Raw genomic sequence first — 14,990 nt, forward strand, 5'->3', positions numbered from 1 at the left:
GTCCCACTTCACAGATTTGATTGCTATGCTTCGGTTCTCACACTCCTCTGTCCATAAGGCTACTTCGCTGCAACATGGAAACCTGGAAAGTAAATTTAATCTCCGTCTGGCTGGGCTGTTTTTTTACCGGCATGGCGATGAGTCAGATCCTGCCTTTTCTACCGCTCTACATCGAACAGCTTGGTGTGACGTCGCATGAATCCCTGAGTTTGTGGTCAGGGCTGGTGTTCAGCGGCACGTTTCTGGTTTCCGCTATTGTTGCGCCGCTGTGGGGGAGTCTTGCGGACCGTAAGGGCCGTAAACTGATGTTGCTGCGTGCCGCACTGGGCATGGCCATTGTCATGATGTTGCAGGGATTCGCCACCAATGTCTGGCAGCTTTTTATCCTGCGTACGCTGATGGGGCTGACCTCCGGTTACATTCCGAATGCCATGGCGCTGGTCGCCTCGCAGGTGCCGCGTGATAAAAGCGGCTGGGCGCTCGGTACGCTGTCTACCGGTCAGGTGTCGGGCGTGATTATCGGCCCGCTGCTCGGCGGTTTTATGGCTGACCACCTCGGCCTGCGCACGGTGTTTTTCGTCACCAGCGGCATGTTGTTTATCAGCTTCCTGATCACCTTATTCCTGATCAAAGAGCGCGTGGTGCCGGTGACCAAAGCCAACCGGCTGAGCGGTAAAGCGGTATTTACCACGCTGCCTTATCCTTGGCTGATTGTCAGTCTGTTCGTCACCACCATGATGATTCAGCTGGCGAATGGTTCTATCAGCCCGATCCTGACACTGTTTATCCGTGAACTGTCATCGGACACCAGCAATATTGCCTTTATCAGCGGGGTGATCGCCGCCGTGCCGGGGGTTTCCGCGCTGATGGCTGCGCCCAAACTCGGCAAACTCGGCGACCGCATTGGCGCGCATCGTATTCTTATCGCCGCGCTGGTGTTTTGCTTCATTCTGTTCTGTCTGATGGCGCTGATTAATACGCCGACCCAGCTGGGTATCCTGCGTTTCATGCTCGGTTTCGGCGATGGTGCGCTGATGCCTGCGGTTCAGGCATTGCTGGTGAAATACAGCAGCGATCAGGTCACCGGCCGGATATTCGGGTACAACCAGTCATTTATGTATCTCGGAAATGTGGTCGGGCCGCTGATTGGCTCCAGTGCCTCCGCCCTGCTTGGCTTCAGATGGGTGTTTATCGTCACGGCGGTGCTGGTGTTATTTAACACCGTTCAGGTGTGGTGGAGTTTCCGGCGGGTGCCGACGGGGAGAGTGCGGGTTTGATGTGCTCCTCCCCCTGCGAAGGGGGAGGACGGGAGGGGGTTTTAAGGGCTGACACCCTTATCCCTGCACACTTCAGCATTCATTTTTTGACCTTAATACCCCACCCCAACCCTCCCCTTCGCAGGGGAGGGAGCTAATAAACCTCACCAGCCGGCATAAAAAAAGGGGCACTTCTCAGTGCCCCTTTCTCATATTTGCAATCAAAAACCCTTAACGGCGGTTGCCGAAGATCCGCAGCAACATCAGGAACAGGTTGATGAAATCGAGATACAACGTCAGTGCGCCGACAATCGAGTATTTACGGAAGTTATCGCGATCATCTGCGGACAACTGCGCACCCATATTTTTCAGCTTCTGCGTGTCGTACGCGGTCAGGCCGACGAAGATCAGCACACCGGCGTAAGAAATGATGTTCGCAAGGCCGGAGCTTTTCAGCCACATGTTCACCAGTGACGCCAGCACCAGGCCGATCAGCGCCATGAACAGCATGCTGCCGATACCGGTCAGATCCCGCTTGGTCACGTAACCGTAAACACTCATCGCACCAAACATCCCGGCGGCAACGATGAAAGTCCCGAAGATGGAATCACCGGTGTAGACCAGGAAAATACTGGAAAGCGTCAGGCCGGTCAGTGCGGAATACAGCATAAACAGACCGGTAGCGACGGTGCCGCTCAGTCGGTTCACCATGCCGGAAATCACGAACACCAGCGCCAGTTGCGCGATGATCAAACCGAAGAAAGTAATCTGGCTGGAGAAAACAAAGCTCATGATTTTTTCAGAGCCGGAAGCGTACCAGGCCACAAATGCGGTCAGCAGCAGACCACAGAACATCCAGCCATACACTTGCGCCATGTACGCCTGAATGCCGGTGTTCGCGCGTTCAACAATTGAACCGTTACTGCGTGGATATCGATCCATGATGATTACCCTTTTGCATGGAGGATGAAAAATGAGGCCAGAATGGCCTCCCGATTTTTAAAGCGTATCACAGATAGAGAGAAAAGCATGGGAGGTCTGCGTGCGGTTGAGCCGCTATTTACCAGCGCGCAGCGGCCTGTTTGTCGCTGTCGCGGGCATCAACCCAGCGGTCGCCCTCTTCCGTGGCTTCCCGTTTCCAGAACGGTGCACGGGTTTTCAGATGATCCATAATGAATTCATTGGCGTCGAATGCCATGCCACGGTGCGCACTGGTCACGCCGACAAACACGATTTCATCCCCCGGATACATCGGCCCGACGCGGTGATACACCGAGACACGTTGCAGCGGCCAGCGGGCGCGCGCTTCGGCAACAATTTCTGCCAGCGCTTTTTCGGTCATGCCCGGATAATGTTCCAGCGTTAACGCGCTGACGTGACTGCCCAGATTGTGATTGCGCACTTTACCGGTAAAAGTCACCACCGCGCCGTCGGCGTCAGATTGCGCCAGCCAGTTGTACTCGTCACCGACGCTGAACGGCGCGGCATCGACAATAATTTTCGTCTGATCCATCTCAGCCTCCGGTAACCGGCGGGAAGAACGCCACTTCATCACCCGCCGTCAGCGGATGCGCCATTGTGGTCAGCGTCTGGTTAACCGCCACCAGCAATTTGCCGGATTCCAGCGCCAGCGCCCAGCGGTCGCCGCGTGTGATCAGCGAGTTGCGTAATGCTTCCACCGTCGGGAATTCAGACGGCAGTTGCAGGCTGGCGGTGCCGGTCAGTTCACGCACCTGAGCGAAGAATAAAATGTCGATCATACTTTCACCTTACTTTCGGCTTTGGCTTCTGCGTTAAAGTCTCCGGATTTACCGCCGGTTTTTTCCAGCAGACGGATCGGGCCGATCACCATGTCTTTCTGTACCGCTTTGCACATGTCATAGATGGTCAGCGCCGCGACGGAAGCCGCGGTCAGGGCTTCCATTTCCACGCCGGTTTTACCGCTCAGGCGACAACGTGATTCGATGCGCACGCGGTTATGCTCCGGCTGGGCTTCAAGTTTCACTTCTACTTTTGTCAGCAGCAACGGATGACACAGCGGGATCAGATCCCAGGTCTTTTTCGCCGCCTGAATACCGGCGATACGCGCCGTAGCGAACACATCACCTTTATGGTGATTGCCGTTGATGATCATCGCCAGCGTGTCAGCGGCCATTTCAACAAAGGCTTCGGCACGGGCTTCGCGGACGGTTTCCGCTTTGCCGGAAACATCCACCATGTGGGCGTCACCGGACGCATTAATGTGGGTCAGTTCAGACATACTTATTTCTTCAAATGTGGAGTGAAATTGCACGGCCCCTGACGGGCGTCGAGCTGCGCTTCAATGATGTTTTCCCAGGCGGTCTGGCAGGCACGGGTGGAACCGGGCATGGCGAAAATCACCGTCTGGTTGGCAATACCGCCGATGGCACGCGACTGGATAGTCGAGGTGCCGATATCTTCGAACGACACCATGCGGAACAACTCGCCGAAGCCTTCGATTTCGCGGTCAAACAGGGGCTTCAGTGCCTCCGGCGTATTGTTACCGGCATTAAAACCGGTACCGCCGTTGATCAAAATCGCCTGAATTTTTTCATCGGCAATCCACGCGGAAACCACGGCGCGGATGCTGTAAATGTTCTCTTTAACGATTTGCTGCGCGACAACGTGATGACCGCCGTCCGTCACCGCTTCTTTCAGATAATGCCCGGAGGTGTCTTCCGCGTCGGTGCGGCGGTCGGAAACCGTCATGATCGCGACAGATAAAGGCAAAAACTCTTTACTGGCTTTGCTCATCAGTTTGCTCCTTAAACGATTGATCCCGGACTCAGCCGCCGATAAACGACAGGTTCTGAGTGATACCGGTATTGCCTTCATGCAGGAAGTGAGTTTGTTTTTTACGGCTGAGGCCGCCCTGAATGCGGTCCATCAGGTCTTCCTGCTGCATGTCGTCGGCTAATAAATCGCGCAGAGGAATGCCCTGCTCGCCGAAAAGACACAAATGCAGATTGCCGATGGCAGACACGCGCAGACGGTTACAGCTGGCGCAGAAGTCTTTTTCGTACGGCATGATCAGACCGATTTCCCCGAGGTAATCCGGATGGCTGAAGACCTGCGCCGGGCCATCGCTGCGGGAGCGAATCTGCAACTGCCAGCCCTGACGCACCAGTTGCTCGCGCAGCACTTCGCCGGATACATGGTGTTTACGGAACAGGTCGCCGCCGTCGCCGGTTTCCATCAGTTCGATGAAACGCAACTGGATCGGACGGGTTTTGATCCAGTCAAGGAAGGTATTCAGGCTGGCGTGATTCACATCGCGCATCAGCACGGTGTTGACTTTCACCTTGCTGAAACCGGCGTCAAAAGCGGCGTCGATACCGGCCATGACCTCATGGAATTTATTCTGCCCGGTGATGGCATGAAACTGGCGGGCATCCAGACTGTCCACGCTGACGTTGATGTTGGTCAGCCCGGCATCGCGCCATTGGGCAATATCACGCGCCATACGGTAGCCGTTGGTGGTCACGGCCAGGGTTTTGATGGAAGGATTTTCGCGCACGGCGGCAATGATTTCGCAGAAGTCGCGACGCAGCGACGGTTCGCCACCGGTCAGGCGCACTTTTTCCGTCCCTAAGTTAGCGAACGCGCGGCTGACCCGACGGATTTCATCGAGCGAGAGAAAACTTTTATTGCTGTGTCCGTGCGGCTTATAGCCATCCGGCAGACAATAGGTGCAACGAAAATTGCACACATCAGTGATCGACAGCCGCAAGTAATAAAACTTGCGGGCAAAAGCATCAGTTAGTTGAAGCACCTTAACACCTTTCCAAATACGGGAGATGCGGGCATTTCTGCCGTGCACCCTGGTGACTTTCGTCACGGCCAGGGTTCCATATTGTTTCTGTGGGAACATCGTCAGAAAGGCAACTTAGGAACCAGGGCTAGGAGTTGATTCATCCCGTCCATAGCGGAGCGATGATGAATACGGGGGTAACGGCCTGTATTCTAACGCCGCAAAGTCCGGATCGCCAAGATGGTTTTTCGTTATGCATTTTGATATATAACGATTTTTCGCGACAAAAGGCTGCATTTTCAATGCGAAAACCGCTTGTTTTTGAATGCGCTGAGAATGCTGCGAAGTGATAACATCTTGTTGCAAAATTAGGTAAAATCCGCCGCAAGAAACCCGTCCCCTCCCCCGATTCAGAAGGTAATTATGCGTAACCGAACATTGGCAGATCTCGACCGGGTGGTGGCATTAGGCGGAGGCCACGGGCTGGGCCGTGTGATGTCCTCCCTTTCCGCACTGGGTCCGCGTCTGACCGGCATTGTGACCACCACCGATAATGGCGGATCCACCGGCCGCATCCGCCGCTCGGTCGGCGGCATCGCCTGGGGCGACATGCGTAACTGCCTCAATCAGCTGATTACCGAGCCAAGTCTGGCGTCCGCCATGTTTGAATACCGTTTCAGCGGTCAGGGCGAACTGGACGGCCATAATCTCGGCAACCTGATGCTGCGCGCGCTGGATCATCTGACCGTGCGCCCGCTTGAAGCGATCAATCTGGTACGCAGCCTGCTGAAAGTGGATGCCGAGCTGATCCCGATGTCAGAACAACCGGTCGATCTGGCGGCGATTGATGCGCATGGTGAGCGCGTTCACGGCGAGGTGAATGTCGACAAGCTGACGCAAATCCCGCGCGAACTGCTGCTGGAACCGCAGGTGCCCGCCACCCGCGAGGCGCTACAGGCGATCGCCGAAGCCAATCTGATCCTGATTGGTCCGGGAAGTTTCTTTACCAGCCTGATGCCATTGCTGCTGATGAGCGATCTGACCAGCGCCCTGCGCCGCAGCCGCGCGCACATCGTGTATATCGGAAATCTGGGGAAAGAACTGAGCGTCGCCGCCGCCTCGCTGACGCTGGACGATAAGCTGGATATGATCGAGAAACGCATTGGCCGCCGTGCCGATGCCGCGATTGTCGGGCCGAAAGTGAAAATCGGTAAAAGTGCCGGTGAGCATTTGATTATTCAAAGCCCGCTGGAAGCCAGCGACATTCCCTACCGTCATGACCGCGATATGTTGCGGATGGCGGTGGAAGAAGCGCTGCAAAAAATGCACTGATGTCTGACGAACAGAAACACGAAAGGCCGCGCAATGCGGCCTTTTTTACGCAGACGAAACGGGGATTATTGCCAGTCTGCCAGAATGTCAGCGGTGGTTTTCACCGTCACCGGATTGCCCGGCACCGACAGCTCACGCCACACTTCGTTATGTTGCCCGATCAGTTGCTGCGCCGTGGCCTGTGTGCGGTCGCCGGTGGTATGCGCGTCTGACGCGACCGTCACGGCATAGCCTTTGCTGGCGGCCACTTTGATGGTGGTATCGACACAATAATCCGTTGCACAGCCACAAATCGTAAAACGGCTGGCGTTGAGTTCCTGCAAGACAGTTTCAAGCGTGGTGCGATAGAAAGCATCACAGGCGGTTTTGGTGACAGAAATGGCTCCTTCCGGCTGATGTAACTCAGGTATCACCTGCCAGAATTCACTGCCTTCGGTCATCTCCCCTTCAGCATGCTGAATGAAAATCACGCGCCCTGCCCGGTCGATCAGCTGGTTAATGCGCTCACTCCGCCCGCTGCGGTCATAACGCGGGGCAGCCAACACCCCGTTTTGCATATCCACCACAATAAGAACCTGTTGCTCTGCCACGATCCTTCCCCTTTAAGAAAACAATCTGAATTACTTCTTCACCAGCGGATGGTTATTCCACGGGCTGTCAGCCGCCGGTTTGGCCGTGCTGACTTTTGGCTTTTGCGGTGCCTGCGCCGACAACGGCGTGCGGCGCTTGCTGCGGGTCATATCCGGGCGCAGATGGCCTTCGATGAAATCCAGATACAGCGTTTCGACTTCCTTGCGCGCCCAGGGCGTACGACGCAGGAATTTCAGGCTGGATTTCACGCTCGGGTCGCTTTTAAAGCAGTTGATATTGACCTGCGACGCCAGCGCGGGCCAGCCAAAGTTATCCACCAGCGTTGTCAGCAGTTTTTCCAGCGTGACGCCGTGCAGCGGGTCTTTCGCTGCGCCAGGATGTTGTGGTGTATCTGTCATTGGCTCGCTCTTCGTTAAAATGTCTGGGTCATGATTTTTAAGCCGCGCAGTCTACCACCCTTCCCGTTATGAAATCGCAATAAACTGCTCGCGCAAGGCATGCAACTCGTCGCGGGTGTTGGCCGCTTCTTCGAACTCCAGATTCTGCGCGTGCGCATACATCTTGCTTTCCAGCTCTTTGATGCGCTGCTCCAGTGCTTTTGGCGTAAGCGATTTGAAGGTCTGCGCCGCTTCGGCATCGCGTTTGTCTTTGTTCTTTTTGGTCTTCGGCTGACCAAGTTGCAGGATGTCGGAAATCTTCTTGTTCAGCCCCATCGGCGTGATGCCGTTTTCGAGGTTATAGGCTTCCTGTTTGGCGCGACGACGCTCGGTTTCTTCGATGGCGCGGGCCATCGAATTGGTAATTTTATCGCCGTACAGAATCGCTTTACCGTTGAGGTTACGCGCCGCACGGCCAATGGTCTGGATCAGCGACCGTTCTGAACGCAGGAAGCCTTCTTTGTCGGCATCGAGGATCGCCACCAGCGACACTTCCGGCATATCCAGCCCTTCACGCAGCAAGTTGATGCCAACCAGCACGTCGAATTCGCCGAGACGCAAATCGCGGATGATCTCCACACGCTCGACGGTATCGATATCAGAGTGCAGGTAACGCACCTTCTCGCCGTGTTCTTCCAGATACTCGGTCAAATCCTCGGCCATGCGTTTGGTGAGCGTGGTGACCAGCACACGCTCGTTAATTGCCACGCGTTTGCGGATTTCAGACAGCAGATCATCGACCTGTGTACTCACCGGCCGGACTTCGATCAGCGGATCCAGCAGACCGGTCGGACGCACCACCTGATCAACCACATCGTCACCGGATTTCTCCAGCTCGTATTTCCCCGGCGTGGCCGAGACGTAAATACTTTGCGGTGCCAGCGCTTCGAATTCCTCAAAGCGCATCGGACGGTTATCCAGCGCCGAAGGCAGACGGAATCCGTATTCCACCAGCGTTTCTTTCCGCGAGCGGTCGCCTTTGTACATGCCGCCGATTTGCGGAATGGTCACGTGTGATTCGTCGACAATCAGCAGGCCGTCGGCGGGCAGATAATCAAACAGGGTCGGTGGCGGCTCGCCCGGCCCACGGCCGGACAGATAGCGCGAGTAGTTTTCGATACCGGAGCAATACCCCAGCTCGTTCATCATCTCGAGATCAAACTGCGTACGCTGGCTGATGCGCTGCTCTTCCAGCAGTTTATTATTCGCCAGCAGCACCTTGCGGCGGTCGGCCAGTTCAACTTTGATCTCTTCCATCGCCTGCACGATACGTTCGCGTGGCGTGACGTAGTGCGTTTTTGGGTAGATGGTGAAACGCGGCACTTCATGCTGTACCTGACCGGTCAGCGGATCAAACAGTGACAGGCGTTCGACTTCCTGATCGAATAACTCAATACGCAGCGCCAGATCGTCGGATTCGGCCGGGAAGACGTCAATGACTTCGCCACGCACGCGGAAGGTACTGCGCTGAAACGCCTGATCGTTACGGGCATATTGCAGCTCTGCCAGACGGCGCAGGATGGAACGCTGATCAATAATCATCCCTTTGGTCAGGTGCAGCATCATTTTCAGATACAGGTCCGGATCGCCCAGACCGTAGATGGCAGAAACCGACGCCACCACGATGACATCGCGGCGTTCCAGCAGGGCTTTAGTGGCAGAAAGACGCATCTGTTCGATATGTTCGTTCACAGACGCATCTTTTTCGATAAAGGTATCTGAACTCGGGACATACGCCTCGGGCTGATAATAATCGTAGTAAGAGACAAAATACTCGACGGCGTTTTCCGGGAAGAACTCTTTCATCTCGCCGTATAGCTGTGCCGCCAGCGTTTTATTTGGCGCAAGAACCATCGTCGGACGGTTGAGGTCTGCAATGACATTCGCCACCGTAAAGGTCTTGCCTGACCCGGTTACCCCCAGCAGTGTCTGGTGCGCCAGTCCGTTCTCCAGCCCTTCTTCCAGACGGCGTATCGCCTCAGGCTGATCACCTGATGGTTTAAATTCGGAATGCAGTTTGAACTCTTTACTCATGACGGGCTACCTGACTGAAGTGGGAACGTATAAGGCCGTGCGCGCTGAATGTGTGAACAGTTTGCGGAAAAACAGTATGAAAGACTTCGCGATTTTTGCCAGCCTTGATTTAACGCCGACTATAATACTGTATATAAAAACAGCTTCCAATGAATAAAAACGGCGGCGCATTTAACCGGTTGCTGCAACTGCACTTTTTTAGTGTGAATAAGAATAGGCATTCTCACCATCAGCGCCCATTTTTGCCCGGATTTTTCCTTTCATTCACTTTCTGACCACAGCTTGACGAAGTTTGACACAACGATGACGAACGAATTACCCCTGTATTGCTTTTAACTAACTCATTGATTAAAAACAACATCATCAAAAAGCTGCGAATACGGGCAAACTGAGCGCAACCCGCATGCTGACTCGTCTGTAGCAACTTTTCTTACTCTCATGCACAAGGTTATCCACAGGAATAGTGGATAAGTCTCAGCACGCCCCGCGCTGCGGGAGTTGGTAAAAAAGCGCATTTTGCTTCTTCCGGGGCTGAGAGGGCTTTTTTAGTTATTTTTTATCTTTTTTATCTCCTTATTTATGCCTATTTTGCCTAGATTTCCGGGCTGATGTTTCTTGCAAAACCCAAAAGTGCATCTCAGCAGGATTTTTCAGCTTCCTGAATGCCCAAACCTTGCACCAAAATCAGCGAGTCCGGCACTGCCGAAGTGCAGTTTTGTTTTTACCTGGATTTCCGTGAATCACAAAATCCTGACAATACTCATGAATAATCCTAAATCATCCCTGCGCCGCCTCTTAACAGCTCTGTAACCTCGTTTTTTATCACTGTCTGGTAAAACTTGGCCTGAGAGTTGCAAATTCACTCTTTGAAGAGATTTGGTGAAGGATTCCCCTGTAGATCGCGCGTACAGCGGAACATAAATGTCAGAAACATGACAGTGGCCGTCAAAATGTTGTCCGGTGAAAAGCTCCATGAGGGAGGTATGCCTGATGTTAAGTGTAAAATCCGTTAATCAGTACTATGGGCAAAAACATATTCTGTGGGATATCAATCTCGAACTGTATCGCGGTCAGTGTACGTGCCTGATCGGCCGTAACGGCGTGGGAAAAACCACGCTGGTTAACTGCATCATGGGGCATCTACCGGTGAAAAGCGGCGCGATCTCCTGGCAGTCACGGGATGAAGAGCCGCAAAGCCTGCTGAACCTGCCGGTGGAAAGTCGTGCGCAAATTGGCATTGGCTATGTGCCACAAGGGCGGCAGATCTTTTCGCAGATGAGTGTGGATGAAAACCTGCAAATCGCCATGATGGCCAGCCGGAATAAAACCCGTCGCGTGCCGGAAGAGGTGTATGACCTGTTTCCGACATTAAAGGAGATGGGGGCGCGTAAAGCGGGGGAACTGGATGAAAGCCAGCAGCAGCAACTGGCGATCAGCCGGGCGCTGGTTCAGGAGCCGGAACTGCTGATTCTGGATGAACCGACCGAGCACACCAGCGCGTCGATGGCGGCGAACATGGGCAATATCATTCACCGCCTGAACCGGGATCTCGGCCTGACCTTATTGCTGGTGGGTCATAAATTGCCGTTTATCCGCAGCGTCGCCGACCGGTTTTGTCTGGTCGATGGCGGACGCAACATCGCGCAGGGCACGCTGGCACAGCTCGACGACACGTTAGTCAAAAATTATCTGACCGTCTGACGTCTCACGCGGTGAGACGTTCGAGATCCAGATACTGACCGAGATTAACGTCCGTTCCGGCGTTCAGGTACGGGATCTCGCCCAGCAGCGGCGCGGGCAGCATGCGCGTGAGCGTCGCCATGTATGCCTGATGATGCTTCCCCGTTGCCTGCACGTCGTTGGCGATCCAGCCTGCTAACGTCAGCCCGCTATTTGCGATGGCCTGCGCCGTCAGCACCGCGTGGTTGATACAACCGAGGCGCATCCCGACCACCAGCACCACCGGTAACTGCTCGGCGATAACCCAGTCGGCAAAGGTGTAATCTGCCGTCAGCGGCGTATACCAGCCGCCTGCGCCTTCCACCACCACCCAGTCCGCCAGCGGTTCCAGATGGCGTAATCCGGCGGATAACACCTGCGGATCGATGGGCCGTTTTTCCAGTTCGCTGACGATATGCGGCGAGGTGGGTTCGATAAAGGTGCACGGGTTCACTTCGTCATAACGCAGTCCCACCGTGCTGTAAGCCTGCAAGGCCAGCGCATCGCTGTTGCGCGGCCCTTCGCCGGTCATTTCACTGCCGGAAGCCACCGGTTTATAGCCTGCTGTTTTGTGTCCGGCACGGGCGGCGGCCTGCAAAAATGCGGTAGTCGCCACAGTTTTCCCGACTTCGGTATCGGTGCCGGTAATAAAGTATTTTTGTTTCATGAAAAGCCTGGTGTTGGTTGGCTCCCTCCCCGCATTGAAATCGGTTTTTGCTCCTCCCCCTGCGAAGGGGGAGGGAGCAGACCGCGCCGGTTTCAAACCGGGGAGGAGTAATTTATCTTGGGATCAGTTCTTCGACCTGCAAAATGCCGTAGACCAGCCGGTAGTTGAGCGGCAGGATGCCGTCGCGGCGGACGTAGTGTTTTTCCAGCAATTGCAGACGCTCCCTGCCCCCCAGACCGCCGAGGCGGCCATTTTTAATGTGCGTCGCGCCGATGCCTTTCAGGGAGCGCATCAGGGACATCACATCGGGGAATTCAGCGACGTGATCGCTGAACGTCACTTCATGGCGATACGGCGCGCAGGCTTCGGCGATTTTGTCCGGCGTCAGGAACTGATTCACATGACGACGGCCATCGACTTTCATCCATGCAGCCGCCAGTTCATTAAGCGAACCCTCGGCCAGCGTGGAAAACAGCACCAGCCCGCCGTTGCGGGTGACGCGGTGCATCTCTTCCAGCGCGCGCGGCAGTGCGTTGCACCACTGCACGGCCAGATTGCTGAAACAAATATCGACAGAATTGTCGGCGAACGGCAAACGTTCGATGTCGCCCGGCACGTATTCATCGGCGGAATCCAGCTCGCGGGCACGGTTTAACATGCCTTCCGAGAGATCCAAGGCGATGACATTTTTGCCCTGCGCCCGCCAGTGACGGCTGAAATATCCGGTGCCGCAGCCCGCATCGACCACGATTTTTCCCGCATCTTGCAGATACGGCGCAGCCAGTGCCAGCAATTCCTCACCCACGTCACGCTGCAATTGTGCGGCGTTTTCATAACTGATGGCGGCGCGACTGAACGCGTCGGCCACCGCTTGTTTGTTCACTAATTCAGTGACTGCACCCATCAAGGGACTCCAGCAAAAAATCGATATCTTCCGGCTCATGCGCCGCCGTCAGGGTAATACGCAGCCGCGCACTGCCCGGAGGCACCGTCGGTGGACGGATGGCGCTGACCCATAATCCGCGTCCGCGCAAGGCGGAGGCCAGATCCAGCGCAGGCTGATTTTCACCGACAATCAGCGGCTGGATCGCCGTTTGCGAACCGGTCAGCGGATAAGGCAAACCGGCGGCACCCGCGCGAAAACGGGCAATATTGGCCGCCAGTTTATCACGCAAGCCGTCATCCTGCCGGATTCGTGCCAGCGCAGCCTGCAAGGCACACACCTGCGCGGCGGGCATCGCCGTGCTGTAAATCAGGTGACGGGCGAACTGCAACAGGTAACCGGCGGTCGCATCATCACACAACACCGCCGCGCCGCTGCAACCGAAAGCTTTACCGAATGTGACCACCAGCAGCTCCGGCCGGATGCCCTGCTGCCAGCAACTGCCGCGCCCTTCTTCACCGGTGACGCCCACACCGTGCGCGTCATCCACCATCAGCCAGCCGCCGTGGGCTGCCGTCAGTTTATGCAGGTCAGCCAGCGGCGCGGTATCGCCATCCATACTGAACACGCCTTCGGTGACTACCAGCGTTTCGCCGCTGACCGGTTTTTCCAGCAGACGTTGCAGGGAATCCGGCTGATTGTGGTGAAAACGCCGCAGTTGCGAAGGCGCATGGGCTGCAGCTTCCAGTAAAGAGGCATGGCTGAGTTTGTCCGCCAGCACGCGGTCTTGCGCCTGCATCAGCGCCGCGAGAATGGCCTGATTGGCGGCAAAACCGGAGATAAACAGCAAGGCTCGCGGATAGCCCTGCCAGTCCGCCAGTTGCTGTTCAAACTGCGCATGTGCTTCGCTGTAGCCGGTGACATGCCCGGAGCCGCCGCTGCCGACGCCGTATTTTGCTGCGCCCTGCTGCCACGCGGCGATCACATCGCGGTCCTGACTCAGACCGAGATAATCGTTACCGGAAAAGTTCAGGTAACGCCGGTCGTCCTGCGTCAGAAACCGCGCGCTGCCGCCACGGTTTGGCTGACGCACACGAAAGGCCGCCGCCTGTTTACGCGCCGCGACCGCGTCGTTAATCCGCGTTTGCCAGCTCATCCGTTATACGGCGGCGTTGTAGAACTGGTCGGTATCGGCGTGAACCAGCTGTTCGGCCAGCGCCGCCTGCTGCTGGTTATCGCCCATTTCGGTTTCAAATGACTGCGGGTTCAGCCCCAGTTTGCCGAACAGAATTAAGTCTTTGTCTTCCGCCGGGTTCGGCGTGGTCAGCAGTTTGCAGCCGTAGAAAATCGAGTTGGCACCGGCCATAAAGCACATCGCCTGCGTCTGCTCGCTCATCTGTTCGCGACCCGCGGAAAGGCGCACGTAAGATTGCGGCATCATGATGCGCGCCACGGCAATGGTACGGATAAAATCGAACGGATCGACATCGTCGTTATCGGCCAGCGGCGTGCCTTTGACTTTCACCAGCATGTTGATCGGCACACTTTCCGGCGGAACCGGCAGGTTCGCCAGCTGCATCAGCAAACCGGCGCGGTCTTTGACGGTTTCACCCAACCCGACAATGCCGCCGGAACAGACTTTAATGCCCGCGCCGCGCACTTCCGCCAGCGTATCCAGACGTTCCTGATAGCTGCGGGTGGTGATGATGCTGCCGTAAAATTCCGGCGAGGTGTCGAGGTTATGGTTGTAGAAATCCAGCCCGGCGTGCGCCAGACGCTGCGCCTGCGTGGTGTTCAGCGTGCCGAGTGTCATGCAGGTTTCCATGCCCATTTCCTTCACGCCCTGCACCATCTGCTCCAGATACGGCATGTCACGGTCGTGCGGGTTTTTCCACGCCGCCCCCATACAGAAACGGGTCGAACCGGCGGCTTTCGCCTGACGGGCGGATTCCAGCACCTGCTCAACCTGCATCAGACGTTCTGATTCCAGCCCGGTTTTGTAGCGGGAACTCTGCGGGCAATATTTACAGTCTTCCGGACAGGCACCGGTTTTGATCGACAGCAGGGTGCTGACCTGAACCTGACGCGGGTCGAAATGCTGACGGTGAATTTGTTGTGCTTCGAACATCAGCTCTAAAAAAGGCTTATCGAACAGGGCCTGAGTTTTTTCCAGCGTCCAGTGGGTGCGGGCAGTCATTGCGACTCCTTTAAAAAGTGTTCAGTTATATTTTTTTCATAATCCGTAAACCATTTTTAATTTGTTTTGGTTTACCGTCAACGTTAAAATTATTTTTTGGTT

16 protein-coding genes and 1 riboswitch are annotated in these 14,990 nt (G+C 55.6%); of the genes, 3 read left to right on the forward strand and 13 right to left on the reverse strand.

Annotation, left to right across the window (positions count from 1 at the left end):
• The first annotated feature begins 74 nt into the window (after window positions 1-74).
• On the forward strand, window positions 75-1,277 hold the full coding sequence (gene mdtG / locus EYY67_RS00670; protein ID WP_095921259.1) for a multidrug efflux MFS transporter MdtG: 1,203 nt from the start codon (window positions 75-77) through the stop codon (window positions 1,275-1,277).
• A 210-nt stretch (window positions 1,278-1,487) separates the two neighbouring features.
• Here mdtG and EYY67_RS00675 read toward each other — a convergent pair whose 3' ends face one another.
• The 6 genes from EYY67_RS00675 to moaA form a co-directional block, all read right to left on the reverse strand.
• A complete protein-coding gene (locus EYY67_RS00675; RefSeq protein WP_013576373.1) occupies window positions 1,488-2,198 on the reverse strand; it encodes a Bax inhibitor-1/YccA family protein in 711 nt (236 codons plus the stop codon).
• A gap of 118 nt (window positions 2,199-2,316) precedes the next feature.
• Window positions 2,317-2,769 carry a molybdopterin synthase catalytic subunit MoaE gene (gene moaE / locus EYY67_RS00680; RefSeq protein ID WP_095921258.1) on the reverse strand — a complete coding sequence of 151 codons (453 nt, stop codon included), beginning with the start codon at window positions 2,767-2,769 and terminating at the stop codon, window positions 2,317-2,319.
• Window position 2,770: 1 nt separating this feature from the next.
• Window positions 2,771-3,016 carry a molybdopterin synthase sulfur carrier subunit gene (gene moaD / locus EYY67_RS00685; protein ID WP_095921257.1) on the reverse strand — a complete coding sequence of 82 codons (246 nt, stop codon included), beginning with the start codon at window positions 3,014-3,016 and terminating at the stop codon, window positions 2,771-2,773.
• Window positions 3,013-3,516: a cyclic pyranopterin monophosphate synthase MoaC gene (gene moaC / locus EYY67_RS00690; protein WP_095921256.1), complete on the reverse strand. Its 504-nt coding sequence runs from the start codon at window positions 3,514-3,516 to the stop codon at window positions 3,013-3,015. Before moaC ends, moaD begins: the two co-directional genes overlap by 4 nt.
• 2 nt (window positions 3,517-3,518) lie before the next feature.
• The gene (gene moaB, locus EYY67_RS00695) at window positions 3,519-4,031 is read right to left on the reverse strand and encodes a molybdenum cofactor biosynthesis protein B (protein ID WP_095921255.1); all 513 of its coding nucleotides are present in this window, start codon (window positions 4,029-4,031) and stop codon (window positions 3,519-3,521) included.
• Between the two features lie 31 nt (window positions 4,032-4,062).
• On the reverse strand, window positions 4,063-5,049 hold the full coding sequence (moaA, locus tag EYY67_RS00700; RefSeq protein ID WP_095921254.1) for a GTP 3',8-cyclase MoaA: 987 nt from the start codon (window positions 5,047-5,049) through the stop codon (window positions 4,063-4,065).
• Window positions 5,039-5,195, reverse strand: a riboswitch (molybdenum cofactor riboswitch). It overlaps the preceding gene by 11 nt.
• A gap of 256 nt (window positions 5,196-5,451) precedes the next feature.
• Between moaA and EYY67_RS00705 the strand changes: the two genes are divergently transcribed.
• Window positions 5,452-6,360 (forward strand): gluconeogenesis factor YvcK family protein, encoded by a 909-nt coding sequence (locus EYY67_RS00705; RefSeq protein WP_095921253.1) that lies wholly within the window; start codon window positions 5,452-5,454, stop codon window positions 6,358-6,360.
• Between the two features lie 65 nt (window positions 6,361-6,425).
• On the opposite strand, the gene EYY67_RS00710 is transcribed toward EYY67_RS00705, so the two are convergent.
• The 3 genes from EYY67_RS00710 to uvrB form a co-directional block, all read right to left on the reverse strand.
• Complete coding sequence (locus EYY67_RS00710; protein ID WP_131692609.1) at window positions 6,426-6,950, reverse strand: isochorismatase family protein; 525 nt, start codon at window positions 6,948-6,950, stop codon at window positions 6,426-6,428.
• 30 nt (window positions 6,951-6,980) lie between these two features.
• On the reverse strand, window positions 6,981-7,349 hold the full coding sequence (locus EYY67_RS00715; RefSeq protein ID WP_095921251.1) for a VF530 family protein: 369 nt from the start codon (window positions 7,347-7,349) through the stop codon (window positions 6,981-6,983).
• Window positions 7,350-7,415: 66 nt separating this feature from the next.
• Entirely contained in the window at window positions 7,416-9,422 is a 2,007-nt protein-coding gene (gene uvrB, locus EYY67_RS00720) for an excinuclease ABC subunit UvrB (RefSeq protein ID WP_095921250.1), read from the reverse strand.
• A 990-nt stretch (window positions 9,423-10,412) separates the two neighbouring features.
• Between uvrB and EYY67_RS00725 the strand changes: the two genes are divergently transcribed.
• The gene (locus tag EYY67_RS00725; RefSeq protein WP_095921249.1) at window positions 10,413-11,123 is read left to right on the forward strand and encodes an ABC transporter ATP-binding protein; all 711 of its coding nucleotides are present in this window, start codon (window positions 10,413-10,415) and stop codon (window positions 11,121-11,123) included.
• 4 nt (window positions 11,124-11,127) lie between these two features.
• On the opposite strand, the gene bioD is transcribed toward EYY67_RS00725, so the two are convergent.
• The 4 genes from bioD to bioB form a co-directional block, all read right to left on the reverse strand.
• Window positions 11,128-11,808, reverse strand: a complete 681-nt coding sequence (bioD, locus tag EYY67_RS00730; protein ID WP_131692610.1) for a dethiobiotin synthase — start codon at window positions 11,806-11,808, stop codon at window positions 11,128-11,130.
• Between the two features lie 112 nt (window positions 11,809-11,920).
• Entirely contained in the window at window positions 11,921-12,712 is a 792-nt protein-coding gene (gene bioC, locus EYY67_RS00735; protein ID WP_095921247.1) for a malonyl-ACP O-methyltransferase BioC, read from the reverse strand.
• Window positions 12,696-13,847 (reverse strand): 8-amino-7-oxononanoate synthase, encoded by a 1,152-nt coding sequence (bioF, locus tag EYY67_RS00740; protein WP_119826563.1) that lies wholly within the window; start codon window positions 13,845-13,847, stop codon window positions 12,696-12,698. Before bioF ends, bioC begins: the two co-directional genes overlap by 17 nt.
• Before the next feature lie 3 nt (window positions 13,848-13,850).
• Window positions 13,851-14,888, reverse strand: coding sequence for a biotin synthase BioB (gene bioB / locus EYY67_RS00745; RefSeq protein ID WP_013576387.1), 1,038 nt, complete (start codon window positions 14,886-14,888; stop codon window positions 13,851-13,853).
• Between the last annotated feature and the right edge of the window lie 102 nt (window positions 14,889-14,990).

Source organism: Rahnella victoriana (genome assembly GCF_004330295.1).
Taxonomy (GTDB): Bacteria; Pseudomonadota; Gammaproteobacteria; order Enterobacterales; family Enterobacteriaceae; genus Rahnella; species Rahnella victoriana.

Coding starts and splice junctions, on each gene's coding strand:
- mdtG (WP_095921259.1), top strand. CDS start 75: ATGGAAACCTGGAAAGTAAATTTAATCTCCGTCTGGCTGGGCTGTTTT.
- EYY67_RS00675 (WP_013576373.1), bottom strand. CDS start 2,198: ATGGATCGATATCCACGCAGTAACGGTTCAATTGTTGAACGCGCGAAC.
- moaE (WP_095921258.1), bottom strand. CDS start 2,769: ATGGATCAGACGAAAATTATTGTCGATGCCGCGCCGTTCAGCGTCGGT.
- moaD (WP_095921257.1), bottom strand. CDS start 3,016: ATGATCGACATTTTATTCTTCGCTCAGGTGCGTGAACTGACCGGCACC.
- moaC (WP_095921256.1), bottom strand. CDS start 3,516: ATGTCTGAACTGACCCACATTAATGCGTCCGGTGACGCCCACATGGTG.
- moaB (WP_095921255.1), bottom strand. CDS start 4,031: ATGAGCAAAGCCAGTAAAGAGTTTTTGCCTTTATCTGTCGCGATCATG.
- EYY67_RS00705 (WP_095921253.1), top strand. CDS start 5,452: ATGCGTAACCGAACATTGGCAGATCTCGACCGGGTGGTGGCATTAGGC.
- EYY67_RS00715 (WP_095921251.1), bottom strand. CDS start 7,349: ATGACAGATACACCACAACATCCTGGCGCAGCGAAAGACCCGCTGCAC.
- uvrB (WP_095921250.1), bottom strand. CDS start 9,422: ATGAGTAAAGAGTTCAAACTGCATTCCGAATTTAAACCATCAGGTGAT.
- EYY67_RS00725 (WP_095921249.1), top strand. CDS start 10,413: ATGTTAAGTGTAAAATCCGTTAATCAGTACTATGGGCAAAAACATATT.
- bioD (WP_131692610.1), bottom strand. CDS start 11,808: ATGAAACAAAAATACTTTATTACCGGCACCGATACCGAAGTCGGGAAA.
- bioC (WP_095921247.1), bottom strand. CDS start 12,712: ATGGGTGCAGTCACTGAATTAGTGAACAAACAAGCGGTGGCCGACGCG.
- bioF (WP_119826563.1), bottom strand. CDS start 13,847: ATGAGCTGGCAAACGCGGATTAACGACGCGGTCGCGGCGCGTAAACAG.
- bioB (WP_013576387.1), bottom strand. CDS start 14,888: ATGACTGCCCGCACCCACTGGACGCTGGAAAAAACTCAGGCCCTGTTC.